Origin of the sequence: Pseudoalteromonas sp. 78C3, from assembly GCF_002836695.1 — a bacterium.
In the GTDB taxonomy this organism is placed as follows: domain Bacteria; phylum Pseudomonadota; class Gammaproteobacteria; order Enterobacterales; family Alteromonadaceae; genus Pseudoalteromonas; species Pseudoalteromonas arctica.
Map to the genome: position 1 here is coordinate 35,790 of NZ_PJAV01000144.1, position 24,947 is coordinate 60,736.

Below are 24,947 nucleotides of genomic sequence, written 5' to 3' on the forward strand. Positions count from 1 at the left end.
AAAACGCCACTTACTGTGGCGTTTTTTTTGCTTAACAGAAACTCAAATTAAGCGACTTCGAATTTGCTTATTTTGCGCTATTAATACGTGACTGTAATAGCGGCCTTAAATGCTCGGGCAACCAGCGCATGAGTAAATCATTATAAGCCTGCGTTTTTTTAATAACTTTAAGCTGCTCATTAAGAATAGCAATGTCTTCTGCGCCTTGCTTGTTTTTAGTACAGCCAATAAAACCATAACTTAACGCAGGTGATTCGGTTAATGGACGCTGCGTTAAGTTCTCTTCAAAGTGCATTGATTTAGCTAAATAGTAATGCTCGCTTGGGTAACCCAGCAAAATATCAATTCGTTTTAGGTTAAGCATATATGTGAGGCTCGCTAGGCTATCGCGAGTGGGTCTAATTACTAAATCTATATTAGGCGTACTGTTTATCAATGTATCTATCTCTTGGCCATAAGAGCGGCTCATAGAGATCCCAAGAGTTAGTTTTTTATCTTGTATTAAATCTAATAGTGATACTTCTTTTGATTCCGCTATATTTAGCGCTTTGGCGAGTCTTTTGTGCATTGCTATTGAAGGCGAGAGGCCCGTTGTTGAGCTCTCCTCTGTAAAATAAATATGCTCTTTTCTGTAATCATTTTTATAAAGCGATAACGCACAAACATTATTTGAAGTATTAGATAGCTCTTGGATTACTTTACCTGAAGGGATAAGCATGCGGTTAAAGGTAATATTAGGAAGTTGTTTTTCAAGTAATGAAATTATGCTTTCGTCACGGCCTTGGTGTTGATATTGACCATTTAAAATATAATAGGGTGCAAAGTCGTGCGCTAGCCAGTTTATGGTTCTAGCATTGCCTATTGAGGTCAGACAGAAAAAAAGTAAGAAAGTTAAAAATATACGGAGCATTACAACAGCTGCCAGTAATTATTATTGTAAAACTATTGTAACCAATAAAGAGCTAAAAAGTAAAATGCCAGCAACGAGGCTGGCATAATATCTTATCAATAATTGCAATAATAAAAGGGCAATTAAAGTTATGTGTTGCTTAGTTAGCTTTTAGCCACTTAACAAACTGGCGTGCATCACTCGCTTTTTGAAACAATGCATTTTTTAAACCTTGTGTATCACTAAAGATTACACGATGTTTGTTTACTGAAATTGATTGCACTGGATGTGCGATTTGGATCATAGACCCATTATATTTATAAGACATAATAAAACTCACTTTATTCTTGTTATTTATTCTGCGCTATATTTTTATAGCAAATTGCAGTTAATAAATTAACGATGTTGTGTTTAGCTTCATTACAGTGTTGACGATCTTTATGACACTTTTGCGATGATAGTAAAAAATCATCTCGGTATTATTCAAGGGGTTCTCGCCGTACAATAACTTAGCTTTCAAATATACGTTTTGCGGGGCTTACTGGATCAGGGTAAATGGTTAACCGCGGCGGTTTCTTTAAACCAGAGAGGGAAGGTAACTTATATATAAATTGTGTGCAAGCTATTTTTGTAAAAATATTTATAATAAATCTTATCAACTGCTTACAAAGCCCATTTTTAGTTACCAAAGGATAAGTATGAATTACCTAATAGTGAGTGATATTTATGGTTTAACCCCTGCTTTAAGGAAGTTATCACAGGCAATTAGTTCAAATTTAGTGATTATTGACCCTTACAATAACAAGTTTCAAGCTATTGAAAGTGAACAAGATAGTTACAATAATTTCATACAGCACTGTGGCCATGATAAATACACCGACAAACTTCAAAAATGCTTTGAGAGTTTAAAATTGCCAACGACGTGTATTGCTTTTAGTGCAGGGGCAAGTGCAGCATGGCGGGCACAGTTATTAACAGGCAATACACACCTTAAAAAGTTAATTGGCTTTTACCCGTCGCAAATTAGACATAATTTAAATTTAAGCGCAAAAGTACCCTGTGAGTTCATATTTCCAGCAAGTGAGAGTCACTTTAATGTTGATGAAGTTATTAAAGCTTTAAGCACCAAAGTGGATGTTAAGTGCTATAAAACCAATTTTTTGCATGGTTTTATGAACGAGTACTCAACCAATTTTGATGCGCAAGGGCTGGTTGAATATAGTAACTATATAAAGCAGAGCAGCCGTTAAAGCGTGTTTAGCTGCTCTTTACTAATATCAGGAAAATCGGTGCGGGTATTATATTTTGCATACAGCGTTGTAAAAACGCTACTACCGGATAGCTTATCTAACTCTTTTATAAAGGTTTTCGCACTAGAACGAGCGGGTCTACAGCATACTTGATATTGTTTTATTATACCCGCGACAGATAAACCTTGTTTTTGTAGCTCCAAATCGGCCTGTGCAAAAAAAGCTGCGCCCGTCCAATAAACACGTTGCTGGGCTCGTTGTTTCCACATATCGGCAGAGAGCTTATTAAGTGGCTGTGTTTTAGTTTTAGTTTGCAGGCGGGCACGATCAAATCCTGCATTTAAACGTTGTACAAATTGCGGCTGGGTAATTATACCGCTGTTACGCATTATTACGTTTTGCATATAACTGGCAAAACCCTCGCTAAGCCAAAAACCGGAGTAGGGAAGTAGTGGCAAATATAAATGCGAAAGTTCATGGTATAGCGTCCAATCTTTAGTGAATGCATTTAAACTGGCATAGCGATCTATATGTAGTTCAAGCCCATCGGGGTTATTGCGCTTAACTGTAGCCCAAGGTACAGGCTCAAAAGCAAAGTATTGCGGTTTTAAATAAATAGGCAATGTGGTTTGTTTTAAAGGTCCCAGTGTATTTTGTGTTTTTTCAACACTTTGATTAACCCATGTAGACACCGTATTTTGAGCATTACTTGAGAGCGAGCTAAGGTTATGTATGACTACTTCAACGGCTAATACGTTAAAAGAGCTGATTGATAGTAGCAGTACAAAAAAGAATTTCATTAAAATGCTCCACTGTAATTTAATAACTGGTACGCCAGGCTTAATATACAAGACCAACTAAATGGATAAATAATCACGCCTAATTCTTTATTTTTTAAAATGATAGTAACTATAAAAGTACAAATACAGACACTCCTAGCTAAGCATGGTTTAATCAATTAATCGTTATTTTAAGTTAGGTTTAGCCATGACGTATCAGCATATTCAAGTTCCTGAGCACGGCCAAAATATCACTATTGATGCACAAGGACACTGGCAAATACCGTTAGAACCTATCATTGCTTTTATTGATGGCGATGGCGTGGGTCTAGATGTTATGCCGGTAATGCGCCATGTTGTTGATAGTGCAATTGAGCATTGTTATAAAAGCGCACGGAAAATTCATTGGATGCAGGTTTATAATGGCGAGCAGGCCGCAAAGCTGTATGACGGTGATTGGTTTCCACAAGAAACAATTAACGCGGTACGTGCCTGTAAAATTGCCATAAAAGGGCCGTTAACCACACCACTAGGTGGTGGTTTTCGATCTCTTAATGTCGCACTCAGGCAAGAAATGGATTTGTTTGTAAATATGCGCACTATAAAAGGTTTTAGTGCACTCCCTTCTCCTTTAAAAAACCCTTTTTTAACAAGCATAACAGTGCTTCGTGATAGTAGCGAAGACGTGTACTCAGGTATTGAGTGGCAAGCAGGCAGTGTAGAGAGCGAAAAAATGCTCGATTTTTTATGTGAGGAAATGGGCGTAACCCGCCTAAGGTTTTCACAAGAGTGCGGAATTGGTATTAAAAATATATCTAAAGAAGGCTCTGAGCGACTAATGCGCTTTGCAATTAACTATGCACTTAAAAACGATAGTGAATCATTAACGCTAGTACACAAAGGTAATGTACTTAAATTTACCGATGGTGCATTTAAGCGTTGGGGGTTTGCACTTGCACAAAACGAGTTTAATGCCACCGCACATGAAAATGGGCGTTGGTTGCAAATAGAGCGAGCACACCAAGCGCCCTTAATTATTAAAGAAGTCATAGCCGATAACATGCTGCAACAATGTTTAATGCATCCAGAGCAATTTGATGTAGTGGTCACGACTAACCAAAATGGTGACTTTTTAGCTGATATGCTCAGTGCACAAGTTGGTGGTGTTGGTATAATGCCTGCTGCAAATTTAAATAACGATGTCGCATTTTTTGAGCCTACACACGGCACGTTTGAACGTATAGCAGGGCAAAATAAAGCAAACCCCAGCAGTAGTATTTTAAGTGCGGTATTAATGCTTAAATTTATGGGGTGGGACGAAGCCGCATCACTCATAGAAAATGCGTTAGAGCAAACATTTAAAAGCGGTGAAGTAACCTTTGATTTAGCGCAAGAGCAGAGCGATAACTCAAGTATTCATAACTCGACAACCTTAACTTGTACTGGCTTTGCAAAGAAGGTTATCGAGCACTTTTAAATACATCCATTATTAAGCTGCTGAGGCAGTTTTTACTCTGTGCATACAAGGGCGGTTGGTTAACTGCGCTGCACGATGGTAAATCTCATGTGCTTGGGGTTCATCGCACTGTGTACCACTAAGCGTATCCATTAACGCAACAACAATAATTGCAGGAACCTGGCAGCAATACTCGTCTAAAACGGCTTCCGTAGTTTGTGCATCAACATGGCAAAGTGGATGATTTTTAAGTTGGTATGCATTTAATAATGTATCAACTTCTAATACATCATCTGGTTGATGCTTTGTTTTACGGCATTTACAACCAAACTCGTCAACTAAAGTAGCTAACGCTTGGTAAGTTTCAGTAGTGTTAGCCTTAGTGCATAACTGCTCTTCAATGAACTGATGCAAGTTAGCATCGATGAATAATCCGTCTTGGCGTGTGAAAGAAGTTGTTGTCATAATAATTACTCTTAGTTTGTTGGCTTAACTTCACTCTAGCGCTAAGTGTATTATTAATAAAATTGTTGTTTTCAATAACTGATATTGATTTTATCAATAGTAAGATTTAATGGTTAATAGAACGCAGAAAACAATCTTAAATAATACTAATTAATTTGGTGCAATGCGGTGAAAGTGTGCACAAAACTGGAACAAGGGGAGGAGTTGAGGAATAAAGAAGGAATCTTAGTTAATTGTTTTTATTGAATTTTAATTATTTTATGAAGTTGGTACTAAGCTTGCTAATAATACGCTGTAGGTAGATTCCTATATCGACGATTTCCAAAAGCGCCACGGTATTTTCCCAAAGTTGAATACCGTGGCGCTTTTTTATTTTTCGCGTGTATTTTATTTATCCGTCACAATAGCAATAACAATAGTAATGTTAAATTTTAATAAAGTAGGGAATAGCCACTAAAATAGCGCCTACAATCAGTAGCATGCTAACACTGGTCATAAAGTACGGAAAAACCAATAATGACAAACCAATACAAAGTGGCACTACGGCTTTTTTTCTTCGCCCGTAAGTAAGGTAGCCAATACCTATGCCGCCAAACAAAACACTCCACGCAATTATTGATGCACTATCCATTTATAAATTACCTATTTTGAAATACTGATTTAAATTACGACCGACATAGCCAGTTTTTCAATACCATGTGAAGGAGTCCATCTTTTGAATTCCACGAAACCATGCTTTTTATATAAATTTATTGCAGGAGTATTAGCAACTGCAGTCTCAACTCTTGCATGAGATAAATCACCGATTGCTAGAACATAATTTATTAGCTTACTTGCGATACCTTTTTTAAAATAGCTAGGATCAACGGTTAAACTACAAATATCTAAACACTCGTTGTTTGTATCTACTTCAATAACAGCTACTAAACATTCATTTTCGCTGTAGCCATAAAAGGTTGTTTCTGATTTTTTAATATCTTTAGTATTACGTGTTAAAGGAGGGAAGTTATGCGCGCCGATCAGTTTAGCCTCAATAGCATAGGATTTTTGAAAGACAGCAAAAATTTTATTTGCAGTATCGTTATTCTTATTATTAAGTTTGTTTATCATTGTCTTCTTTTTTAGAAAATAAAGCATGAATACCATATGCCGTAATAAAACCTCCGGCACTAATTGTGAAAAAAAGAAATAAATAAAACTTTTTCGGGTTATTTTCTAAAGATGCCACTGCCGGCTCATTGTATCTCTTATAAATGACACCACTTTCGTAATTAAAATAGCTGCGCAAAAGAATAAACAAACCTAAAACAATACACAGGAGCGCTTTACTTGTTTTCTTAGTGTTCTTTTTAGCTATTACTATTTGTTGCGCAGCTTTTGGCTCAGTTCGACTTGGTTTAGCTAATTCATCTTTAAGGCGTTTGTAGTTCTCTGGATATTTATGTGAGTCAATACTTTCAATTGCTTCGTTTAATTCACTAAGTGAATAAGCAGAGTAATCAATATTTATAATAATCTTCCTTAAAAGGCTCTTAAATAACACTTACACAGCAAGGTTTTTAAATTGTTGTTATTTAATGGTATTTTTATAATCCGATTAAGTTTATTTTAATGTAGCAAAGACTTGAGGTTAGTCACTTTTACTTTCATATTTAAACTCGAATGAAACTATTGCAGCCAATATACCCCCAGTCGCTAATATAGCAGCGCTAAATAACATCTCCCATAATAATTTTTTCAATAGTAGAGTCTGATGAATATTTGTAAATATTACGCTCCAAGTTTGTTCAAAGTTGTATAAATTAACAACTTCATGAACATCATATAAAAAAGTACCTAACCCATTCAAAAAGTATGCAAGAGCTATATAAACAAAAAGTCGTGCAGTAAATAAGAGGGTTTTTAAATTATCAGTTTCAACTTTAGAGAAAGGAAGAAAGCTAATTTTGGTGACCTTGCTCATTATAAGTGAACACTTCAAATATAGGTATTGGTACATAAAATTCCATTTTTTAATATGTCTTAGGTTATTGATAACGAGTATCTAAAGTTATTGACTTTATATTACTAATTAAGAATAACGCAGTACCTATTTTGATTCAATTCTTCAGCGAACATTGTATTTGAGTTCTAGCTTTTTCATTAGGTAGTTTTTAACTCAATGTATTTAAAATGCTAACCAAGCTATTAGCTCAAATTACCTCATGAATCAGTGCATATCAAAGAGTTAAGAGTTAGGTTCTTGAATCCTTATCAAAGATTTTAAGGTTTGATCTTATTTACCTATCTGCAATCGTTTTAGCAAACGCTAATAACTCACGTCTTAACCATTGGTGTGCAGGGGCATGGTGTAGTAGCGGGCTCCATATCATTTTTACCTCAATAGGCACTATTTGAAATGGTACAGGGCTGATTACTAAATCAGTATGAGAGGTTAACAATTTAGCCTGCCTGCGCGGTAGGGTGGCAATAAGTTGCTCTGATTGGCAAAGCAGGCTTGCGACCATGTAGTGGCGAGTAAAAACACGTATTTTACGGGTTTGTTCTAGTTGCCAAAGGGCTTCGTCTACCCAGCCTAATTTTTGCTTACCTGATTTATTAGTAACAGCGGCCTCTGGTCCCCAGCCTGCACGGTTTACCCAAATATGTTCTTTTTGTAAGTAGTCGTCTAACCCTGAATGTTGTAAAAATGTATTTTTAGGATGCGTTAAACAACAGTAGTTATCTCGCCATACACTGGCTTGATGAAACGAGCGTGGTAGGCCATTAAAGCGGTTTATTGCTAAATCAATAGTGCCTTTTTCCATGTCTTGCAGGTTTACGTCGCTTGGGCTTAATACATCAAAATTAATACCTGGATTTTTACTAAGCTGCGCAGTTATAAAAGGGGCTATTAAGGTCGACTCTATGTAGTCGTTTGCCATTATTCTAAACGTAACTTCAGCAGTTGCTGGGTTAAACTGCTCACTAGGCTGCGTAATAGCTTCAGCCATTTTTAATAGGGCCTCAACTTCAGGCTTTAATGCAAGTGCCTTTGCCGTTGGCGTCATAGAGCCTGCGGCACGCACAAGTAGCGGGTCGTCAAATAAATCGCGCAAACGTTTTAATGCGTTACTCATAGCCGGTTGAGTAAGCGCGAGTTTATTTGCAGCTTTTGAAACACTTTTTTCATCGATGAGTACATTTAAGTAAACTAACAAGTTGAGGTCGACGTTTCTTATATTCATATGGGCGTGTTGGCCTTTCAGGGTTGAAATTTGTTCAATCTAGGGGCGATTTAATCGCGGCGCGAGGTTTGCCACCTAGTGGGCTAAGTAAAAATCGAGCAACAAAGAGTTAATTGTCCCTAGAAAGAACCCTATGGGCAGTGTGTATTTGGCCTTTATGCAGCGGTAAAGTACATTTATGGGGAGTCACCACACTACATGTACTTTGCCTTGCTTAAAAACCAAATACACGGCTGCAAAATTAACCTCGAAAGGTCAATACGCCCAATAAATTCTATTTATATGCTTTATTAATTATCTAAATTAAAGCCTGCTTGCTAAGGTGTAAACCATTAATAAAAAATAACCGCCATAACTGGCATCAATATAAGTGCTGTATTTATGCAAAATAGGCTAACAAATCAATCTAATAATGCGCTACAACACGTTGTAGCCAGTAAGCTTGCACGATCTGTTTTTGCTGGATTTGAGGCGATGTTTTCGCAATTTTTAAATATTACACTGGGTGCACAAAGCCGTTTTGAACAACGACAGTATCACAGTGTACAAAGTGCTATGCGTGAACGTTTACAAGTGTATGAGCGCGAAGTAAAAAACGTGAGTGAAGCCGTCAGAGTTATTGCTTACGCTGAACTTACTTGCCCGCAAACGTGGCAGTTAGCTAAAAATATTTACGGCGATATGGTAGAAAATCACGAAAATAAACCCATTGCGCATACATTTTTTAACTCAACGTTTGGGGCAATTTGGGACGATAAAAAAATTCGTACTGTGCATTTGTTTGTATTAAAAGCAAAGTATCGTAGTGAGCCACGCTCTTATGAAAGCTTAGTGAGCAGGGTATCGCTACATAATGGGTTTAATAACGCCGTTAAAACGCTTATTACTAATCAAGTATTTAGAGTGCCGTTTAGTCATTTAGAACGCGATGTAGCCACATTACAAAGTACGTTAATGCAAGGCGCTAAGCAGCAATGCAAACAGGTGTACGAACTTATAAATTTAAACGATGGGTATATTGAATACGCCAACTCATTATTTTTTAGAAACAAAGCCTGTTATTTAATTGGGCGCTGTATTGCTAAAAATGGCGACAATATGCCTTTTGCCATTGCTATTCTAAATACCGATGAGGGACTAAAGCTTGATGCTGTAATGATGGGCGCCGATCAATTAAGTTTATTATTTGGTTTTGCACGCACCTATTTTATGGTTGATACCGATAAGCCCGCTCGTTATGTAGATTACTTAAGTGTGTTAATGCCACATAAACAGCGCTTTGAGTTATTTAACGCCATTGGTTTTATAAAGCACGCCAAAACTGAGTTTTATCGGCACAAGGTTGATACGACTAAAAATAGTCCAGCCAACTTTAAGTATGTTACAGCACCAGGGACGCCAGGTATGGTAATGCTAGTATTTACTATTGAAGGGCTAGATTACGTTTATAAAGTAATTAAAGACAAATTTAGTGCGCCAAAAACAGCCACCAAAGCACAAGTGAAAGAAAAGTATAACTTTGTAAAACAAGCCGATAGGGTTGGTCGTTTGGTAGACACACACGAATTTAGATATTTAGCGTTTGATTTAAGCCGTTTTAGCGACGAGCTGCTTGAGCAGATGAAAAGCCAAATTGGTAGCAGCATGGTTATATCTGGCAAGGCACTTATTTTAAAGCACGTTTATGTTGAGCGTAAAATGACCCCGCTTAATTTATATATTACCCAATGCGATAACAAAACCTTAGAGAGAGTGATGCATGACTACGGTAAAGCAATTAAAGAATTAGCGGGTGCTAATATATTTCCGGGCGACATGCTAATGAAAAACTTTGGAGTAACGCGATGGGGGCGAGTGGTGTTTTACGACTTTGACGAAATTTGCCCACTAACTGATTGCAACTTTAGAGAGGTGCCACAAACCCAAAATGCACTTGAAGAGCTAAGTAGTAACTCGTATTTTGATATAGCTGAAAACGATATATTTCCGAGCCAATTTAAGGTGTTTTTTAGCGCCAACGAGATTGCGTTTAATTATTTTAATAATGAGCACAGTAACTTGTTTTTAGCGACGTTTTGGCAAGGTTGTCAGCAACAAGTACACAATGGTTTTCTACCCGATGTTTATCCTTACAAACAAAGTTGGCGCTTTTGAGGTTGTTTGAATCTGTGTTCATCCCCATCTATATGTTATTACAGTTTTTAAACTTGGAGCAACAATGAAATATATTTCTCATGAAGATGGTAATCTTGCATTTAGTGAAACCGAAAAACCGGTTTTAAAGAGCCATGAAGTACTCGTTAAAGTTGCAGCAATAGGTGTAAACCGTGCAGACAGTATGCAGCGCCAAGGTAAATACCCGGCCCCCGCGGGAGATAGCCCTATTTTAGGTTTAGAATGTGCCGGTGTTATTAGCGATATTGGCGGTAAAGTTGATAGAGTTTGGCTTAATAAACGTGTTTTTGCTTTGTGTTCTGGTGGCGCTTACAGTGAATATGTAGCCGTTGATGCAAAGCAGCTTATGGAATTACCCGATGATGTAACAATGGCTGAAGGCGCTGCAATAAGCGAAGTGTACCTAACAGCATTTGGCGCATTATTTGAGCTTGGTAAATTGCAAAAAGGGCAAACAGCGCTTATTCATGCAGGTGCTAGTGGTGTGGGCGGTGCAGCAATTCAAATGGCTAAAAGTGCAGGTGCTACCGTGGTTATTACTGCCGGTACGGATGAAAAATGCCAACACGCAAAAGAACTCGGTGCCGATCATGTCATTAACTACAAAACCACTGACTTTGTAGAATATATGAAAGCAAATGAGTTAACAGCTAATGCAATTGTAGATCCTGTTTCGGGTAGTTACTTAAATAAAAATGCCGCTATTGCAGCGATGGATTGCCAAATTGTAATGCTTGCATTTTTAGATGGACGTTTTGCAGAAGTTGATTTTGCAGCGCTTTTACGCAAACGTATTTCGTTTCATGCCTCAACGCTTAGAAATCGTAGTATTGAGTTTAAACGCCAAGTACGCGACGACTTTGTAGCACGCTTTTACAATGATATTGCCACTAAAAAGTACGACTTTAACTTGTATAAAACATTGCCTTGGAGCGACGCAAACGAAGCTCATGCTATTTTAGAGCGTAATGAAAATGCTGGTAAAGTTGTTTTACTTGTAGAGTAACTCTTTAATTTTAGGGTTTAGCCCATATACTAAGCCCTACAAAAAACACTTAAGGTTTAATAATGAATCCAATACTAGCAATACTTAAAGAGCACAATGTAAGCGACGAAAAAGTAAAAGCATTGTTTGAAGCGTTTACTCAAAACCCAATGATGGCAATGGCGCTTGTTCAAGAGCTTGGTATTCCGCCAGAAAAGCTACAGCAACTAATGGCAGTCGTAATGACTCAACCGCACCTTATTAAAGAAGCGACTGACGAACTTGGTTTAGATTTTGAAAAAGTAAAAGAAGCGAAAGAAAAACTAAATCAATAATTTGTTATGTCATGAAACAAAAATAAATAAAAAAGCATAAGTATTTACTTATGCTTTTTTAGTTGGCTTATTCTTTTATGACTACTCTTTTGGAAGTAGTACTGTGTCGATAACATGAATTACGCCGTTGCTTGCTTTTACATCAGCTTTTACAACTTTAGCGTCATTTATCATTACGCCCATGCTGTCGGCTTTAACCATAACTGATTGGCCTTGTAGTGTTTTCGCACTGTCTACCTTCATTACATCGGCTGCCATCACTTTTCCAGACACTACGTGATAAGTTAATACCGCCGTTAGCTTATCTTTGTTTTCAGGCTTGAGTAACATTTCTACAGTGCCTTCAGGTAATTTAGAAAATGCAGCATCTGTTGGTGCAAAAATAGTAAAGGGTCCTTTACCTTGCAGTGTTTCAACTAAACCTGCGGCTTTAACAGCAGCAACAAGAGTAGTGAACGAACCATTTTCAACGGCTACTTCAACAACGTCTTTTTTCATACCATGATGATCAGCATAAGCCATTGTAGTAAATCCAAGGCTTGCAGTTGTAAACAATAATGCAGTAGTAATTTTCTTAAACATTTTATTTTCCTTTAAGTTAATACCCGTTGGTTTCGTTAAATGTTACGACGCTCTAAATTTAATCGATCAATTAAAATTAGTAGTCAACATGTTTTGTTACATCATTGATTGAACTGCAGCTAATTAGCAAAGTCATATAAACAGTTACTTAATTAAAGACTTGTTCAATTGAAGGGAATAGGCATGAAATTAGTTTATAAGTTTTGGAAAAATAACCGCTCTCTTATCGTATTTATTGCACTGATGAGCGTATTTAGAAGCGCTGTTGCCGATTGGTACGAAGTACCAACAGGCTCAATGAAACCGACCATTCAAGAAGGTGACAGAATACTTACCGATAAAATGGCCTACGATATTCGCGTCCCATTTACGCACATAAAATTACTTAAATTAGCGGATCCACAAGCTGGTGATATTATTGTTTTTGACTCACAAGCTGCCGATAACCGTTTAATTAAGCGTGTAATTGGTGTGCCAGGAGACACCGTTGCGCTTGAAAATAATGAGCTCATTATTAATGGTAAAAAACTTAATTATGCAGATCAGCGAAGCAACATAGACTCGCTTGATAAAATTGAAGATTTAAACGGATTAGAGCATTCGATAAGAGTGGCAAATATTCCTTCACGTTTATCGGGGTTTGATGCAATTACAATTCCTGATGATTATTACTTAGCAATGGGCGATAACCGCGACAATAGCGCTGACTCGCGTGTCATAGGTTTAATTCCGCGTAACGAGTTATTAGGAAAAGCAGAGCGCGTTATAGTGTCACTTGATTACGATAATTATTACCTACCAAGAAAAGATCGCGTATTGAAAAAGCTGAATTAATTAGTAGTAATTAATTTTGTATAGCGCCCAATCAAATTTTATGAGCGCACATTTGGCTATTTTATAAATAAAATAAACTGCCTATTTAGGCAGTTTACTTATATATTTTTTTACAAGCTTGGTAAGGTGGCTACGCTCTTGTTCGGTATTTAATACCTTACAAAAATCGCCACTTACTGCCGCGCCACAAGCACCTGCTTCAAACCATTGTGATAAATTATCTAAATTCACACCACCAACAGGTATTAATTGTGCTTCTGAAAATGGACCTGTTAATGCTTTAAAGTAACCAACGCCCATACTGCCTGCAGGAAATACCTTAATAATGTCTGCCTTATATTCAATTGCATTTGCTACATCGGTAGGTGTTAGCGCGCCCATTAATACTGGCAACCCGTGCTGGTGGGCAAGTTCGACAACCGATTTGTTGGTATTTGGCGTTACAATAAACTGCGCGCCTGCATCAATTGCTTGCTGAGCAAGGGTGGTGTTAATTATTGTGCCTGCACCAATAAGTGCGTTTTTATGAGCTGCGCGTGCTTTTGCTATTTCTTGCTCAAAGCCCGGTGTATTTGAGGTGATCTCGAGTGCGTTTATGCCCGCATTAACTAAACAATCAATTAATGGTGCTACGTCGCTTTGTTGTTTTAAGCGTAAGATTGCGAGTAACTTATATTGCTTGATTAGCGCACTGGTATTTAGTCTTTGGGTATCAAGGTTGCTGGTCATGGTTGTTGATCTAAAAAATATTTTAATACACTGATATTATTTAAATAATGCTTATAAAGCAAATAGGGAAGCCCATAAAAAAACCGCTGATGTATCAGCGGTTTTTATTGTATGAGTAATATTACATTACGCGCATACCAGGCTCTGAGCCGTCATCTGGGTTAAGAATATAAATTTCTTTTCCGCCAGGACCTGCTGCTAATACCATGCCCTCAGACATACCAAAGCGCATTTTACGAGGCTTAAGGTTAGCGACCATAACGGTTAACTTACCTTCAAGATCCTCTGGTGCGTAAGCCGATTTAATACCCGCAAACACTTGGCGAGTTTCGCCGCCTAAATCAAGTGTTAGCTTAAGTAGTTTATCTGCGCCTTCTACGTGCTCTGCTTTAGCAATTTTAGCTACGCGCAAGTCTACTTTTGCAAAGTCATCAAATTCTATCTCGTCGCTAATCGGCTCTTTTGCAAGTGGGCTGTTAGGGTCAATAGTTACTTTTGGCGCTAAGCTTTCTTTAGATTCTTCAACCATTTTATTTACTTTATCCATTTCAACACGTTGCATTAACGGCTTAAATTTATTGATAGGGTGGCTTACGAGTGCATTTTGAACGCCGTCCCATGCAAGGTCGTCATTTAAAAATGCTTGTACGTTGTCGGCCATTTCTGGTAGCACAGGTTTTAAGTAAGTAATTAAAACGCGGAACAAGTTAAGACCAAGAGAACACACTTCGTGTGCTTCTTGTTGCTTAGTTTCGTCTTTAATTAATACCCAAGGTGCTGCGCCATCAATAAATTGGTTTGCTTTGTCGGCAAGCGCCATTATTTCGCGAATTGCACGGCTGTAATCGCGGTTTTCGTAGTGTGTTGTAATGCTAGGTGCAGCCGCTTGAAACTCTGCTAACAGCTCTGGTTGCATAATTGTGCTGCTTAGCTTGCCATCAAACTTTTTAGTAATAAAGCCAGCACAACGGCTCGCTATGTTGACTACTTTACCTACTAGGTCTGAATTTACGCGTTGTGCAAAGTCTTCTAGGTTTAAATCAAGGTCAACAATACCGCTGCTTAATTTTGCTGCGTAGTAGTAACGTAAGTACTCTGGGTTTAAGTTATCTAAATAAGTACGCGCTTTAATAAACGTACCCTTTGATTTAGACATTTTTTCGCCATTTACAGTAACAAAACCATGAGCGAATACGTTAGTTGGCTTTCTAAAGTTAGCGCCTTCTAACATTGCTGGCCAAAATAAGCTGTGGAAGTAGATAATGTCTTTACCAATAAAGTGATAAAGCTCAGCGTCTGAACCTTCAGCCCAAAACTCATCAAAGTTGATGCCTTTTTTGTCACACAGGTTTTTAAAGCTCGCCATGTAACCAATAGGTGCATCTAACCAAACGTAAAAATATTTGCCTGGTGCATTTGGAATTTCAAAACCAAAGTAAGGCGCATCACGGCTAATATCCCACTGCTGCAGGCCATCGGTAAACCATTCGTCTAGCTTGTTAGCCATTTCTTGTTGAATAGTGCCCGAGTGTAACCACTCTTTTAGCATGCCTTCAAATGCTGGCAGGTCAAAAAAGTAATGTTCAGAATCTTTAAGTACAGGCTCTGCACCTGACATTACAGAACGCGGATTAATGAGTTCGGTAGGGCTGTATGTAGCACCACACGAATCACAACTGTCGCCGTTTTGGTTTTCAGATTTACACGTTGGGCAAGTACCAGTTACAAAACGATCGGGTAAGAAAATACCTTTTTCTGGATCGAATAATTGCGAAATAGTGTGCTTTTTAATATGACCGGCATCGTTTAGGCGGTTATAAATAAGTTCGCTTAATTCTTTGTTTTCTTGGCTATGCGTACTGTGGTAGTTATCAAATTTGATATTAAAGTCAGCGAAGTCGCGTTGGCGCTCTATGCTCACTTGTTTTACCATTTCTTCAGGCGTGATCCCTTGCTTTTGCGCATTAAGCATAATTGGCGTGCCGTGGGCATCGTCTGCGCAAACATAATAAGCTTCGTGGCCCTGTAGTTTTTGAAAACGTGACCAAATATCAGTTTGAATATATTCCAATAAATGACCTAAGTGAGTAGGGCCATTTGCATAAGGTAATGCGCTGGTAATCAGGATCTTTCGCTGCGTCATAATCATTCCGAATTGAGGATAAAACGCCGTTTTTATTATACAAACGGCAATTATCATTAATTTATCTACAAGCTATCTGCTTAGAGTGCGCACAGCTTATGGATTTTTATTAATTGACTGGTGTTAATGCCCTGAATGTTACATAATTCCGTGGCACTTTTCATCAAAGAAACGCTATTTAATTGCTATGTTTGGACTGTCGAAACTATTCTCTTCTAAATCGGTGCAAAAACAACCGATTATTACTGCCTTAGCGGCATATCGTAGTGCGGCTTTTGCCGTCGGTATTGACGAAAGCTTCATTAATACTATTACTCAAAATGACGATAAATCACTACATATTAAATTAACCCTGCCATTTGCTGGGCAATCAGAAATGCCTTTAGTTGAGCAACACGTAAGTGAATGCTTAAATGTGCCTGTAACAATTAGCGCCAAGGTTATCATTAAAGAGGCAGCTAAGTTTAAGGCGATTAAACATATTGTGCTTATTGCCTCAGGCAAAGGCGGAGTAGGTAAGTCGACTACTGCCGTTAACTTGGCGGGCGCGCTTAAAAACGAAGGCGCAAAGGTGGGTATTTTAGACGCTGATATTTATGGCCCATCTATTCCAATGCTTTTAGGCTTGGTAGGCGCAGAGCCCGTCACTAAAGATAATAAACAGCTACAGCCTTTTGATGCAAACGGCATTAAAGCGCAGTCAATTGGCTTTTTAGTCCCAAGCGATGACGCCACTGTATGGCGCGGACCAATGGCGTCAGGCGCACTTAGCCAATTGCTTAACGAGACTGATTGGGGTGAGCTTGATTACTTAATTGTGGATATGCCACCGGGCACCGGTGATATTCAACTAACAATGAGCCAAAAAGTACCAGCGAGCGGCACTGTTATTGTCACTACGCCGCAAGACTTAGCTCTAGCCGATGCGCAAAAAGGCATTGCTATGTTTAATAAAGTAAACGTGCCAGTACTGGGCTTAATTGAAAACATGAGTTATTACATTTGCAGCCACTGCGGTGAAGCTAACCACGTATTTGGTAAAGACGGTGCACAAAAACTGGCGCACAAGCACGGCGTGCCCGTACTTAGCCATATTCCGCTTGCAATAGATATACGTGAGTATTCTGAGCAAGGAAAACTTATTGCCAACGATAACGACGCGGCGATAAGCAAAACATACAGCGCAGCAGCGAGGCTTATAGCCAGCACGCTCTATTATCAACAGCATCACAATGCAATTGAAATTGTGATTACAGAAGATTAATAAATAATGAGACTTTCAGACACACATATTAATGAATACCTAAGCGATGGTCGCATTGTTATTGAGCCTGCGCCAACAAGTGACATGATTTCAGGCGTAACTGCCGATTTGCGATTAGGTAATAAATTTAGAACTTTTAATGCGCATAATGCAGCATACGTGGATTTAAGTGGTCCAAAAGATCAGTTAAATAAAGCCATGGAATCAATCATGAGTGAAGAAATAGTGCTTGATGAAGGTGAAGCATTCTTTTTACACCCAGGTGAACTTGCACTTGCTATAACACACGAAAAAGTAACTCTGCCAGCAGACATAGTAGGGTGGTTAGATGGGCGCTCATCGCTAGCACGTTTAGGTTTAATGGTGCATGTAACAGCGCACCGAATAGACCCAGGCTGGAGCGGTAATATTGTTTTAGAGTTTTACAACTCAGGTAAATTACCACTGGCGCTTCGCCCACTGATGAAAATTGGGGCTATGAGCTTTGAAATGCTATCGGGCCCGTGTGAAAACCCATACAACATCCGTAAAGATGCAAAATATAAAGATCAAAACAGTGCAGTAGCAAGTCGTATTAGTGACGATAAGTAATCACCAAATATAGACATTACTCGTCTATTTTATGAAGCGCATAGCCCAGTAATTCAAAATACTGGTTAAGCGCTTCATTTGCTTTATTAATATGCTCAACATTTGGGTATATTAAATTACTGCTTTTTAAGCCTCCCACTAAAAAACTATTTTTTATATTTGAATGCTGCTCAATACAGGCTTCAAAACAACGTGCGGCAAGCTCCTCTGGCATACTCATATAATTCATATTGTGAGCTTTATCGTGTTCTATGCATGTTTGTACAAAGTTATTAGCATCAACGCCGTGCTCATCTAAAAATACATTTTTATAAAAACTGTTCAAAGCATTATTAAGTGGATGCGATAAATTAGGCGTGTTTGAAAGCCATAATTTTGAGGCAAAACCAAATCGTGGTTTTGCTGCAAATAAATGCTCGCTTATATGATGGTCAAACGCATGGAAAGAATATAAGGTTATAAATCAGTACATGAAATTTATTACTATAATTCAGTAGTTAATGATTTATTTTGTATTCAGAAAAAAATAGTGTTAATTAGCTAGTCTGAATACGGATCTGTATTAAATCAAAAAGCTTTTTCCCTAAAAAAATTTTCACTTAAATTTGTTTATCAACATAAAAAACTGGAAATGGTTGAATCGAACTATTTCATTTTTGGGGGGGAGTTACAGATGGTTTTAAATATTCAGTAATCATCTCATGTTGATGACTGAATATTAGTTAGTAATGTGGATCAATTAATACGCTCGATAACATGTTTGCCAACACCAGATTGGGCTAATATATTATTAAGCATATGTTCTGAGTAAAAAGAACATCCGCCTTCTCCATCTATAGGAAACATGTAGCACGAACCGATCTTTTGCGGCCATACCCGAAAATCACCGCAAGTAGATAATTTAGGGAAGTTGCTGTACCTGAACTTAACCACCATATATCATGTAGTTAGCTAATGTTTTTATAATAATATGATGATAGGGCTAAATTTTTAAATGACCCAACCTTGTGGTGTATAACTCATTTCCTACCCCAAATTTTATATTAAAACTAATAATCAATGGTTTGCATAATTATATTTATTTGAATAAAAATTTTAAAACATCTTTGTACCGTATTGATTAAGTTTAGCCAAAGATTTGTCAGAAATGATCAATTGGTTGAAGCCATCAATTTCAATCTCTGTATGATTATATTGACCAAAGATTCTCATTATCTTGTCGGTGGCTAAGGTTATTTTGCTCTCTAGTGTTTCATCGGTTTTGTCTTTTTTATTTCCGATACTAATAACTGGTTCGTCAATAAAAATATCTTCAGGATATCCGTCAGTACTAACCCCCTCACTCCCTTTAGTCGTTCTAACTTCAGTCGTTATATCTTCGTCCATTAAAGCGAATTTTACTTTTGCTAATTCATCTGGGATGTCTAGAACCAAGCGGTAGGCATACTCAACAAGGTTTGGCTCTGCAGGCATAAATAGAAACGCCTGTTGGTCTGGCGCATCAGTAATACGCAATATACGCCCCATTACTTGGCGGTAATACATCTCTGTTTTCACGTTTGAAAGGTAGCAGCACACCTGAAGGCGCGGGATATTGGTGCCCTCAGATATCATTCCCACACTGATGATCCACTTTTGGTGGCTATATCTAAAAGATTTAATAAGGTCATTTCCGTTGCCTTCATCACTCGTTACAACAACAGCGCTATCTCCAATAGTCTGGTGCAGAATTAGCTTTATTTGCCAAGCATGGGTAATAGATGAAGCAACGATTAGTCCGCCTGCATTTTTATTTATTGTTCGAAGCTCATTTAGCTTATAATTAGAGTGGATTAATAGTTGCTCTATGACGCTTATGTAAGTCACAATCTCAGAATATGGGATAATTGATTGTGAAAGCAGGTCAATAAAGCTTGTGAAGTGACTTGTTTCATCACCCTCAACAACAGTAATCTGATCATTATCTAAGGCAACGATTTGCGGAATTCGGCATACATTGTCAGAAGTTGCTTGTTTTAAACCATATATGTAATCACATTGTATTTGCCCAGTCTCATTACAGTAATCAGCCAGTGCGATAGGCAGCGCATCGGTTCGCCACGGTGTGCCAGTTAGTGCGATTGTGTGAGTAGCTTTTTCTTTCATAGTTGTTATTATCTGCTTACCCCAAGCATTAGCATCTTTTATATTTGTTCCTGCGCAATGATGAATCTCATCGAAGATAACGAATACTCGATATTTATCAAATAAGCGCCATACCTTATTATCCAGTGTACTTAAAGCCTGATAGGTAAATGAATTACCCAGTGCACCAATAGTTCCATCAAAATGCGCTTCGAATTGTTCACTCAACGCTTCACTAAAATCATGCGCTACTATTGAGGAAGGAGAGAAACACAGTACTAGATCAATATCACCTTGGTCATACAGTAATTTAGCTAAAACTGAGGACATCACGGTTTTACCTGCACCTGGCGTTGCAAGGGCTAAAAAGTGTTTACTTGTTTCATATTTAGAAATCGCAGAGCGAATGCACTCTGACTGCCAATTTCTTAGTCTCATATATTAATCCTCTTTTTTTGATTCAATAAGTTCGTTTAGAACTGAAATCTTTCCTTTTAGAATATAATTCTTTTCCTGAACTGCCATGTAACGATCTTTTAAATTGTCATGTTGGTCAGGGTAAATTTCTTTCAATGCAACATACTCTTTTACCGCGCCTAAGCCCTCTAGTAATGCTGAGTTATATTGATTTAAACGTTGAAAAAGCATTTGGGAGTAGCTGATAGGTGAACATTCGTGTGCCTCCTCTGACTCCTTTGCCGCTACCATTCCTTTTAAAGTTGCGTGATCAAACAAGTCACTTTTGGTGTAATGAGTAAGCCCTTTTTTTTTGGTTGTGCTTCTTATTAACCAACCCCTTCTGGTTAATTTTAAAAGCTCCTCATAAACGAAACGGCGGGAAGCCGTCGGATTAAGTTCTGCATCCTGCTTTATTGCTATAAATGCCGTTCTAATTTCAGTTGCAGTGAAGTGATTGACGTTGGGCATACACAAAATTTGGATGACAGTTTTGTCTAGTTCGAATTTTTCCATGTAAAAACCTTAATAAATATAATAAAACTACATCAAATATGCATATGTGCATTAATTATGATTATATGCAATCGTTTAAATCAACGCAATGTGGGATATTTAGTCTTTTGTGCCTGAGACATACCAATGGATAATTTTTCAAAAAAATTAGGTAAAAATATCAAGATGATGAGAGTTTTGAAAGACAAAAATCAGGCTGAGTTATCTTTTAAGTCTGGCTTAGATCAAAGCTATCTAAGTCGAGTTGAAAACGGTACCGTGAACATTACAGTCATTAAATTATGCCGTATAGCTAAAGTACTTGAGTGCAATTTGATTGAGTTAGTGCCTGAAACTGACTACACCAGCACACTTTAAATGTCTTATATATGCCACCCCAAAGTCAATATATCCATTTTTATTATTGTAGATGTGGGTAAATGAGGTAGTAAAAAGTAGGACTACTTTTTACTACCTGCTCTCTATTTTTGCAAAAGGATACACTGCTCTAGAGCTGACCTTTCAGAAATTTCCAGCATATGAAAAGGAACTAAAAAAGTAATATTCCAATCTATGCTTTGTACCATAGTAAAAGTATGAACTAGTACAAATAGGTTTTTATCATATTTAATTCTTGATAAAGGTGACCCAATCACAATTTATGACTGAAATGCTAGCTCCTATACTATTCATCATCCTAATCACATTTTATTACAGGTATATCTGTCCAGCGAGTCGTATAACGTGGCGATAAGAAAGTCCGCTTCATATTCCACGTCTGTGTTAGTTTTTCACTCCCTATTGATAAAGTCCCCACACCATAGCGTTTATTTATCGCATCTAAGCATTCCATCATTTTAGGTTTATCCTCACTCACAGAGAACATATCGGCTTGCTGAAATAACTCACTTTCTAATTCTATTGCGCCAATACCGCAGCGATAAAAGCGCGTGTTAGCCTTAAAAATATCATCAATAACATCTGAAACAGCATTGGCTATAACACTGGTATCTGATGTAGGTATAGGAAAATCATAGAGCAAAGATTTCTTATAATACACGTCTTTGTGTGGCGAGCTTGCAGCGAATATAACAAGTCGTTTTGCTAATGACTGTTGTTTTCTTAGCTTGCGGCCAACAATCGCTGCGTGTGTTACGAGGGCTGATTTTAATGTATTTAAATCACTTACTCTTTCCCCGAAACTTCTTGTCGAGTAGATTTCTTTTTTATTCTGTTTTACTTCATCCCAACTTAAACAGGCGATGCCGTTGAGTTCACTTACAGTCCTCTCAACAACAACGCTAAACATCCGTCGCATTTCTTTTGGGTTTTGATTCGCTAAATCCCATGCACTTTTAATTCCCATCACCTTGAGTTTTCTACCGAGTCGAGAGCCAATACCCCAGACATCGGTAACATCCATACGCATCAGGACTTCCTGACGTGAGATATCATCATGAATAACAGCAACCCCGTTATAACCAGAGAGTTTTTTTGCCGCATGGTTGGCTGCTTTAGCTAACGTAGGTGTAATGCCAAAGCCTACACCAACAGGCAATCCTGTCTCGCGCCATACAGCTCGTCGTATTGTGTGTCCGTAGTCAGCCCAGTCATTAATGATTTTAGAAAAACCAGTAAAACGTAAAAATGACTCATCAATACTATAAACATAATAGTCATCACAAAAACGATTAATGACCGTCATCATTCTCTCGCTCAAATCAGCGTAGAGTTCATAATTTGAAGAGCGCACGACGACATTATGCTGCTCTAAATAGGGTCTAATTTTGAAGTAAGGCTCAAATTTCGGGATATTAAGCTTTCTAGCAATAGGGCATATGGCACAAATACACCCATCGTTATTTGTTAGAACAACAACAGGTTTAAAGCGAATGGATGGGTCAAATACCTTCTCCGCACTGGCATAAAATGCCACTGCATCTACCAAGGCAAACATCGATTCACCTCAGCTTTATTTCTGTGTAGGCGGATACTCGCAGTAACGACGCCTTCGAGCTTAAAGTCATCATCATTAGAGATATAAACAGACTTATAATCTTTAGAGGCAGAGATAAGTAAGCGTTTCGATTTATCTATGATTTTACAAACAAACGAACCGTTATAACTAGCAACAATAATATCGCCGGTACTAACATCCTCAGCTCTATCAATGACTAATAAGTCACCATCGAATATTCCTACTTCTTGCATGGATTGCCCAGAAGCTATACCAATAAAAGTAGCATTCGGGTGCTTAATGATTAGTTCATCGATTGAAATACCGAGCTCTACATATTCTGCGGCAGGAGATTCAAATCCTGTAATGCCTGCTTCTATAAAAATTGGAATAACGAACATATACACCTCAAGTACTGTTTATATGCACAGTGTAATTTAAGGTTCAAATTATGCCAAGGTTCTTTTTGTGAAGACGATAGTTTAATTAGGGCTGGTATAAGCATGTTTTAGACTTAAAGATTAAAAACCCCTTTAATAACAATTAGTAAAATGATCTTCGGTTTGTTAAAATTTCACAAAGGAATTATGTTTCTAATACTTAGTGTTATTACTGGCTGTTCAGCCTCTAGACACGCCATCATTGCAGGTGACTCTGAATTAACAGATGCTCAAGTGTGTCTAAACTACCTTAATGATAAAGATATCCTCGCTAAAACTTACACCGCCGAAAATACTGATGAAGCGAACTATATCTACGCGCTTAACAGAGAAGTTAAATATAGAGCACTCACTCAATACAAATGTGAGATATTAGCTGCACAAGACAGAAAAGAAATCGCTCAAGGCGTTGTTGCTGCTGTCGTTGCGGTAGGTGTCGTCGTTTTAGCTGTTGCTGCGGCAGGAGCTGGCGGGTCAAATAACTATTCTTCTGGTTATGCATGGGACCAGCTTTATGATGGTAACTACAACTTAGTCTGGCGCTGTCGAGATAAGTCTACGGGCCAGTTTGCATATAACAGCGCTTGCTCTGGTCAATATCAAAATGACAATACATGGACTGGGAAGTAACTTTCCGATTAAACTTTATAAGTACAATATCTTAGTTCTACAATTAAAATTGTTAGTCACCACAAATGAGAATTAGCTTATTAACTCAGTTATAGTATGTGGCATATTTAAACCGAAATAGGTATCAAGAATCATAATGAAAGCATCCACAATTACACTGTTAGCAGCACTTATTTTCTCTGCTGCCTCTTCAGCAAATCAAGAAATCGACTCATTTAGCAAAGCTAAACGACTTCTAGAAAAGCAGGTTTATAACAACCACCGCATTACACTTTATTGTGGTGCGACATTTGACGTTAATAAAAAAGTAACCGCACCGAAGGGCTTTTCTACAACAAAGTACGTCAAACGAGCTAAAAAAATTGAATGGGAACATGTTGTTCCAGCAGAAAACTTTGGTCGTACTTTCAGCGAGTGGCGAGATGGGCATAAGCAGTGTGTAAATAGTAAGGGTAAGTCATTTAAAGGTCGAAGATGTGCAGAAAAAGTAAATACAGAATACCGTTTTATGCAAGCTGATATGTTTAACCTCTATCCGGCCATTGGTGCCGTGAATGCGCTGAGAAGTAATCATAACTTTAACATGCTTCCAGCGGCTCAAAGCGATTTTGGACGTTGTGCGATGAAAATTGACGACAGCAAAGCTGAGCCACCTGAAATAGCTAGAGGGCAAATTGCGCGTACTTATTTGTATATGGAGAACACCTATAAACGATACAACATGAGTAAAGCGCAACGCCAACTAATGAATGCGTGGGATAAAATGTATCCTGTAGATACTTGGGAATGTACTAGAGCAGAAAAGATTTCAAAACTACAAAAGAATCAAAATGATGTAGTTAAAAGTCGTTGTGAGAGTAAAGGTCTCTAACTATATTGTCCTGTAGTGGATTGCACTTCCCAACTATCATTAGACACCTGCTTATAGTTTTAAAGTACAAAACGGAAGTAAACTTCCGGTCTGTAAGCTTATATTGTTATATTTCGGAAGCAAACTTCCGTTTTAGGTCTTCAAAGGTAGTTATCGGATATATACTTCTGTTTTTTGATAGCGTTGTTAACGTAGGTAGCTATATGAGCAATTTTTCAGAGTCTTATTTGAGCGATAACCGGATATTCAGGTGAGTCGTCATTAGCTTCA

27 protein-coding genes and 1 pseudogene are annotated in these 24,947 nt (G+C 37.9%); 11 read left to right on the plus strand and 17 right to left on the minus strand.

Translation table 11 applies throughout. From position 1 onward, the window contains the following. Nucleotides 1-67: 67 nt before the first annotated feature. Nucleotides 68-910, minus strand: coding sequence for a transporter substrate-binding domain-containing protein (locus CXF76_RS10290; protein WP_101163609.1), 843 nt, complete (start codon nucleotides 908-910; stop codon nucleotides 68-70). Between the two features lie 139 nt (nucleotides 911-1,049). After that, entirely contained in the window at nucleotides 1,050-1,217 is a 168-nt protein-coding gene (locus CXF76_RS20715) for a hypothetical protein (protein WP_002961566.1), read from the minus strand. 370 nt (nucleotides 1,218-1,587) lie between these two features. On the opposite strand from CXF76_RS20715, the gene CXF76_RS10295 reads away from it, so the two are divergent. Next, on the plus strand, nucleotides 1,588-2,139 hold the full coding sequence (locus CXF76_RS10295) for a hypothetical protein (protein ID WP_101163610.1): 552 nt from the start codon (nucleotides 1,588-1,590) through the stop codon (nucleotides 2,137-2,139). Here CXF76_RS10295 and CXF76_RS10300 read toward each other — a convergent pair. Further along, nucleotides 2,136-2,939: a M61 family metallopeptidase gene (locus tag CXF76_RS10300; RefSeq protein ID WP_101163625.1), complete on the minus strand. Its 804-nt coding sequence runs from the start codon at nucleotides 2,937-2,939 to the stop codon at nucleotides 2,136-2,138. The genes CXF76_RS10295 and CXF76_RS10300 overlap by 4 nt on opposite strands. Nucleotides 2,940-3,126: 187 nt before the next feature. On the opposite strand from CXF76_RS10300, the gene icd reads away from it, so the two are divergent. Further along, a complete protein-coding gene (icd, locus tag CXF76_RS10305; protein WP_101163611.1) occupies nucleotides 3,127-4,395 on the plus strand; it encodes an NADP-dependent isocitrate dehydrogenase in 1,269 nt (422 codons plus the stop codon). Between the two features lie 12 nt (nucleotides 4,396-4,407). On the opposite strand, the gene CXF76_RS10310 is transcribed toward icd, so the two are convergent. The 6 genes from CXF76_RS10310 to CXF76_RS10335 form a co-directional block, all read right to left on the minus strand. Then, nucleotides 4,408-4,839, minus strand: coding sequence for a hypothetical protein (locus tag CXF76_RS10310; RefSeq protein WP_007582519.1), 432 nt, complete (start codon nucleotides 4,837-4,839; stop codon nucleotides 4,408-4,410). Between the two features lie 424 nt (nucleotides 4,840-5,263). Beyond that, the gene (locus tag CXF76_RS10315; RefSeq protein ID WP_008169332.1) at nucleotides 5,264-5,470 is read right to left on the minus strand and encodes a hypothetical protein; all 207 of its coding nucleotides are present in this window, start codon (nucleotides 5,468-5,470) and stop codon (nucleotides 5,264-5,266) included. 29 nt (nucleotides 5,471-5,499) lie between these two features. Beyond that, entirely contained in the window at nucleotides 5,500-5,949 is a 450-nt protein-coding gene (locus CXF76_RS10320) for a GNAT family N-acetyltransferase (RefSeq protein ID WP_101163612.1), read from the minus strand. After that, nucleotides 5,933-6,382, minus strand: a complete 450-nt coding sequence (locus tag CXF76_RS10325; protein WP_101163613.1) for a hypothetical protein — start codon at nucleotides 6,380-6,382, stop codon at nucleotides 5,933-5,935. The genes CXF76_RS10320 and CXF76_RS10325 overlap by 17 nt, the downstream gene beginning before the upstream one ends. An 87-nt stretch (nucleotides 6,383-6,469) precedes the next feature. Continuing rightward, entirely contained in the window at nucleotides 6,470-6,802 is a 333-nt protein-coding gene (locus CXF76_RS10330) for a hypothetical protein (protein ID WP_139016249.1), read from the minus strand. 316 nt (nucleotides 6,803-7,118) lie between these two features. Further along, nucleotides 7,119-8,066: a LysR family transcriptional regulator gene (locus CXF76_RS10335; protein ID WP_010554227.1), complete on the minus strand. Its 948-nt coding sequence runs from the start codon at nucleotides 8,064-8,066 to the stop codon at nucleotides 7,119-7,121. Nucleotides 8,067-8,447: 381 nt separating this feature from the next. Between CXF76_RS10335 and aceK the strand changes: the two genes are divergently transcribed. From aceK to CXF76_RS10350, 3 genes are all read left to right on the plus strand, one after another. Next, nucleotides 8,448-10,220 (plus strand): bifunctional isocitrate dehydrogenase kinase/phosphatase, encoded by a 1,773-nt coding sequence (gene aceK, locus CXF76_RS10340; protein WP_101163614.1) that lies wholly within the window; start codon nucleotides 8,448-8,450, stop codon nucleotides 10,218-10,220. Nucleotides 10,221-10,284: 64 nt separating this feature from the next. Beyond that, complete coding sequence (locus tag CXF76_RS10345; protein ID WP_101163615.1) at nucleotides 10,285-11,247, plus strand: zinc-binding dehydrogenase; 963 nt, start codon at nucleotides 10,285-10,287, stop codon at nucleotides 11,245-11,247. Between the two features lie 62 nt (nucleotides 11,248-11,309). Beyond that, complete coding sequence (locus CXF76_RS10350; protein ID WP_007582532.1) at nucleotides 11,310-11,561, plus strand: DUF2999 family protein; 252 nt, start codon at nucleotides 11,310-11,312, stop codon at nucleotides 11,559-11,561. Between the two features lie 81 nt (nucleotides 11,562-11,642). Here CXF76_RS10350 and CXF76_RS10355 read toward each other — a convergent pair whose 3' ends face one another. After that, nucleotides 11,643-12,143, minus strand: a complete 501-nt coding sequence (locus tag CXF76_RS10355) for a fasciclin domain-containing protein (protein WP_007582534.1) — start codon at nucleotides 12,141-12,143, stop codon at nucleotides 11,643-11,645. A 183-nt stretch (nucleotides 12,144-12,326) separates the two neighbouring features. Here CXF76_RS10355 and lepB point away from each other — a divergent pair, with 183 nt between their 5' ends. Continuing rightward, nucleotides 12,327-12,977, plus strand: coding sequence for a signal peptidase I (gene lepB / locus CXF76_RS10360; protein ID WP_007582535.1), 651 nt, complete (start codon nucleotides 12,327-12,329; stop codon nucleotides 12,975-12,977). Between the two features lie 81 nt (nucleotides 12,978-13,058). Here the strand turns inward: lepB and CXF76_RS10365 are convergent, their stop codons facing one another. Together CXF76_RS10365 and metG are read right to left on the minus strand one after the other, a co-directional pair. Further along, nucleotides 13,059-13,706 (minus strand): bifunctional 4-hydroxy-2-oxoglutarate aldolase/2-dehydro-3-deoxy-phosphogluconate aldolase, encoded by a 648-nt coding sequence (locus CXF76_RS10365; RefSeq protein ID WP_101163616.1) that lies wholly within the window; start codon nucleotides 13,704-13,706, stop codon nucleotides 13,059-13,061. Between the two features lie 121 nt (nucleotides 13,707-13,827). Beyond that, nucleotides 13,828-15,849, minus strand: a complete 2,022-nt coding sequence (metG, locus tag CXF76_RS10370; RefSeq protein ID WP_007582537.1) for a methionine--tRNA ligase — start codon at nucleotides 15,847-15,849, stop codon at nucleotides 13,828-13,830. 187 nt (nucleotides 15,850-16,036) lie between these two features. On the opposite strand from metG, the gene apbC reads away from it, so the two are divergent. Together apbC and dcd are read left to right on the plus strand one after the other, a co-directional pair. Further along, nucleotides 16,037-17,113 (plus strand): iron-sulfur cluster carrier protein ApbC, encoded by a 1,077-nt coding sequence (apbC, locus tag CXF76_RS10375; protein ID WP_101163617.1) that lies wholly within the window; start codon nucleotides 16,037-16,039, stop codon nucleotides 17,111-17,113. A gap of 6 nt (nucleotides 17,114-17,119) precedes the next feature. Further along, nucleotides 17,120-17,704, plus strand: a complete 585-nt coding sequence (dcd, locus tag CXF76_RS10380; RefSeq protein ID WP_007582539.1) for a dCTP deaminase — start codon at nucleotides 17,120-17,122, stop codon at nucleotides 17,702-17,704. A gap of 16 nt (nucleotides 17,705-17,720) precedes the next feature. Here dcd and CXF76_RS10385 read toward each other — a convergent pair. The 3 genes and pseudogenes from CXF76_RS10385 to CXF76_RS10395 form a co-directional block, all read right to left on the minus strand. Further along, nucleotides 17,721-18,149: pseudogene (locus tag CXF76_RS10385) on the minus strand (LPD1 domain-containing protein); the annotation flags it as partial. Nucleotides 18,150-18,799: 650 nt separating this feature from the next. Continuing rightward, nucleotides 18,800-20,266 (minus strand): DEAD/DEAH box helicase, encoded by a 1,467-nt coding sequence (locus CXF76_RS10390; protein ID WP_101163618.1) that lies wholly within the window; start codon nucleotides 20,264-20,266, stop codon nucleotides 18,800-18,802. 3 nt (nucleotides 20,267-20,269) lie between these two features. Beyond that, nucleotides 20,270-20,800 (minus strand): hypothetical protein, encoded by a 531-nt coding sequence (locus tag CXF76_RS10395; protein WP_101163619.1) that lies wholly within the window; start codon nucleotides 20,798-20,800, stop codon nucleotides 20,270-20,272. 165 nt (nucleotides 20,801-20,965) lie between these two features. On the opposite strand from CXF76_RS10395, the gene CXF76_RS10400 reads away from it, so the two are divergent. Then, nucleotides 20,966-21,157, plus strand: a complete 192-nt coding sequence (locus tag CXF76_RS10400) for a helix-turn-helix domain-containing protein (protein WP_157823347.1) — start codon at nucleotides 20,966-20,968, stop codon at nucleotides 21,155-21,157. 319 nt (nucleotides 21,158-21,476) lie between these two features. Here CXF76_RS10400 and CXF76_RS10405 read toward each other — a convergent pair whose 3' ends face one another. Continuing rightward, nucleotides 21,477-22,736, minus strand: a complete 1,260-nt coding sequence (locus CXF76_RS10405; protein WP_101163621.1) for a Y-family DNA polymerase — start codon at nucleotides 22,734-22,736, stop codon at nucleotides 21,477-21,479. After that, nucleotides 22,721-23,137 (minus strand): LexA family protein, encoded by a 417-nt coding sequence (locus CXF76_RS10410; RefSeq protein WP_101163622.1) that lies wholly within the window; start codon nucleotides 23,135-23,137, stop codon nucleotides 22,721-22,723. The genes CXF76_RS10405 and CXF76_RS10410 overlap by 16 nt, the downstream gene beginning before the upstream one ends. A 186-nt stretch (nucleotides 23,138-23,323) precedes the next feature. Here CXF76_RS10410 and CXF76_RS10415 point away from each other — a divergent pair, with 186 nt between their 5' ends. Both CXF76_RS10415 and CXF76_RS10420 read left to right on the plus strand, forming a co-directional pair. After that, on the plus strand, nucleotides 23,324-23,806 hold the full coding sequence (locus tag CXF76_RS10415) for a hypothetical protein (protein ID WP_101163623.1): 483 nt from the start codon (nucleotides 23,324-23,326) through the stop codon (nucleotides 23,804-23,806). 136 nt (nucleotides 23,807-23,942) lie between these two features. Next, nucleotides 23,943-24,677 (plus strand): endonuclease, encoded by a 735-nt coding sequence (locus CXF76_RS10420; protein WP_101163624.1) that lies wholly within the window; start codon nucleotides 23,943-23,945, stop codon nucleotides 24,675-24,677. The last annotated feature ends 270 nt before the right edge of the window (nucleotides 24,678-24,947 follow it).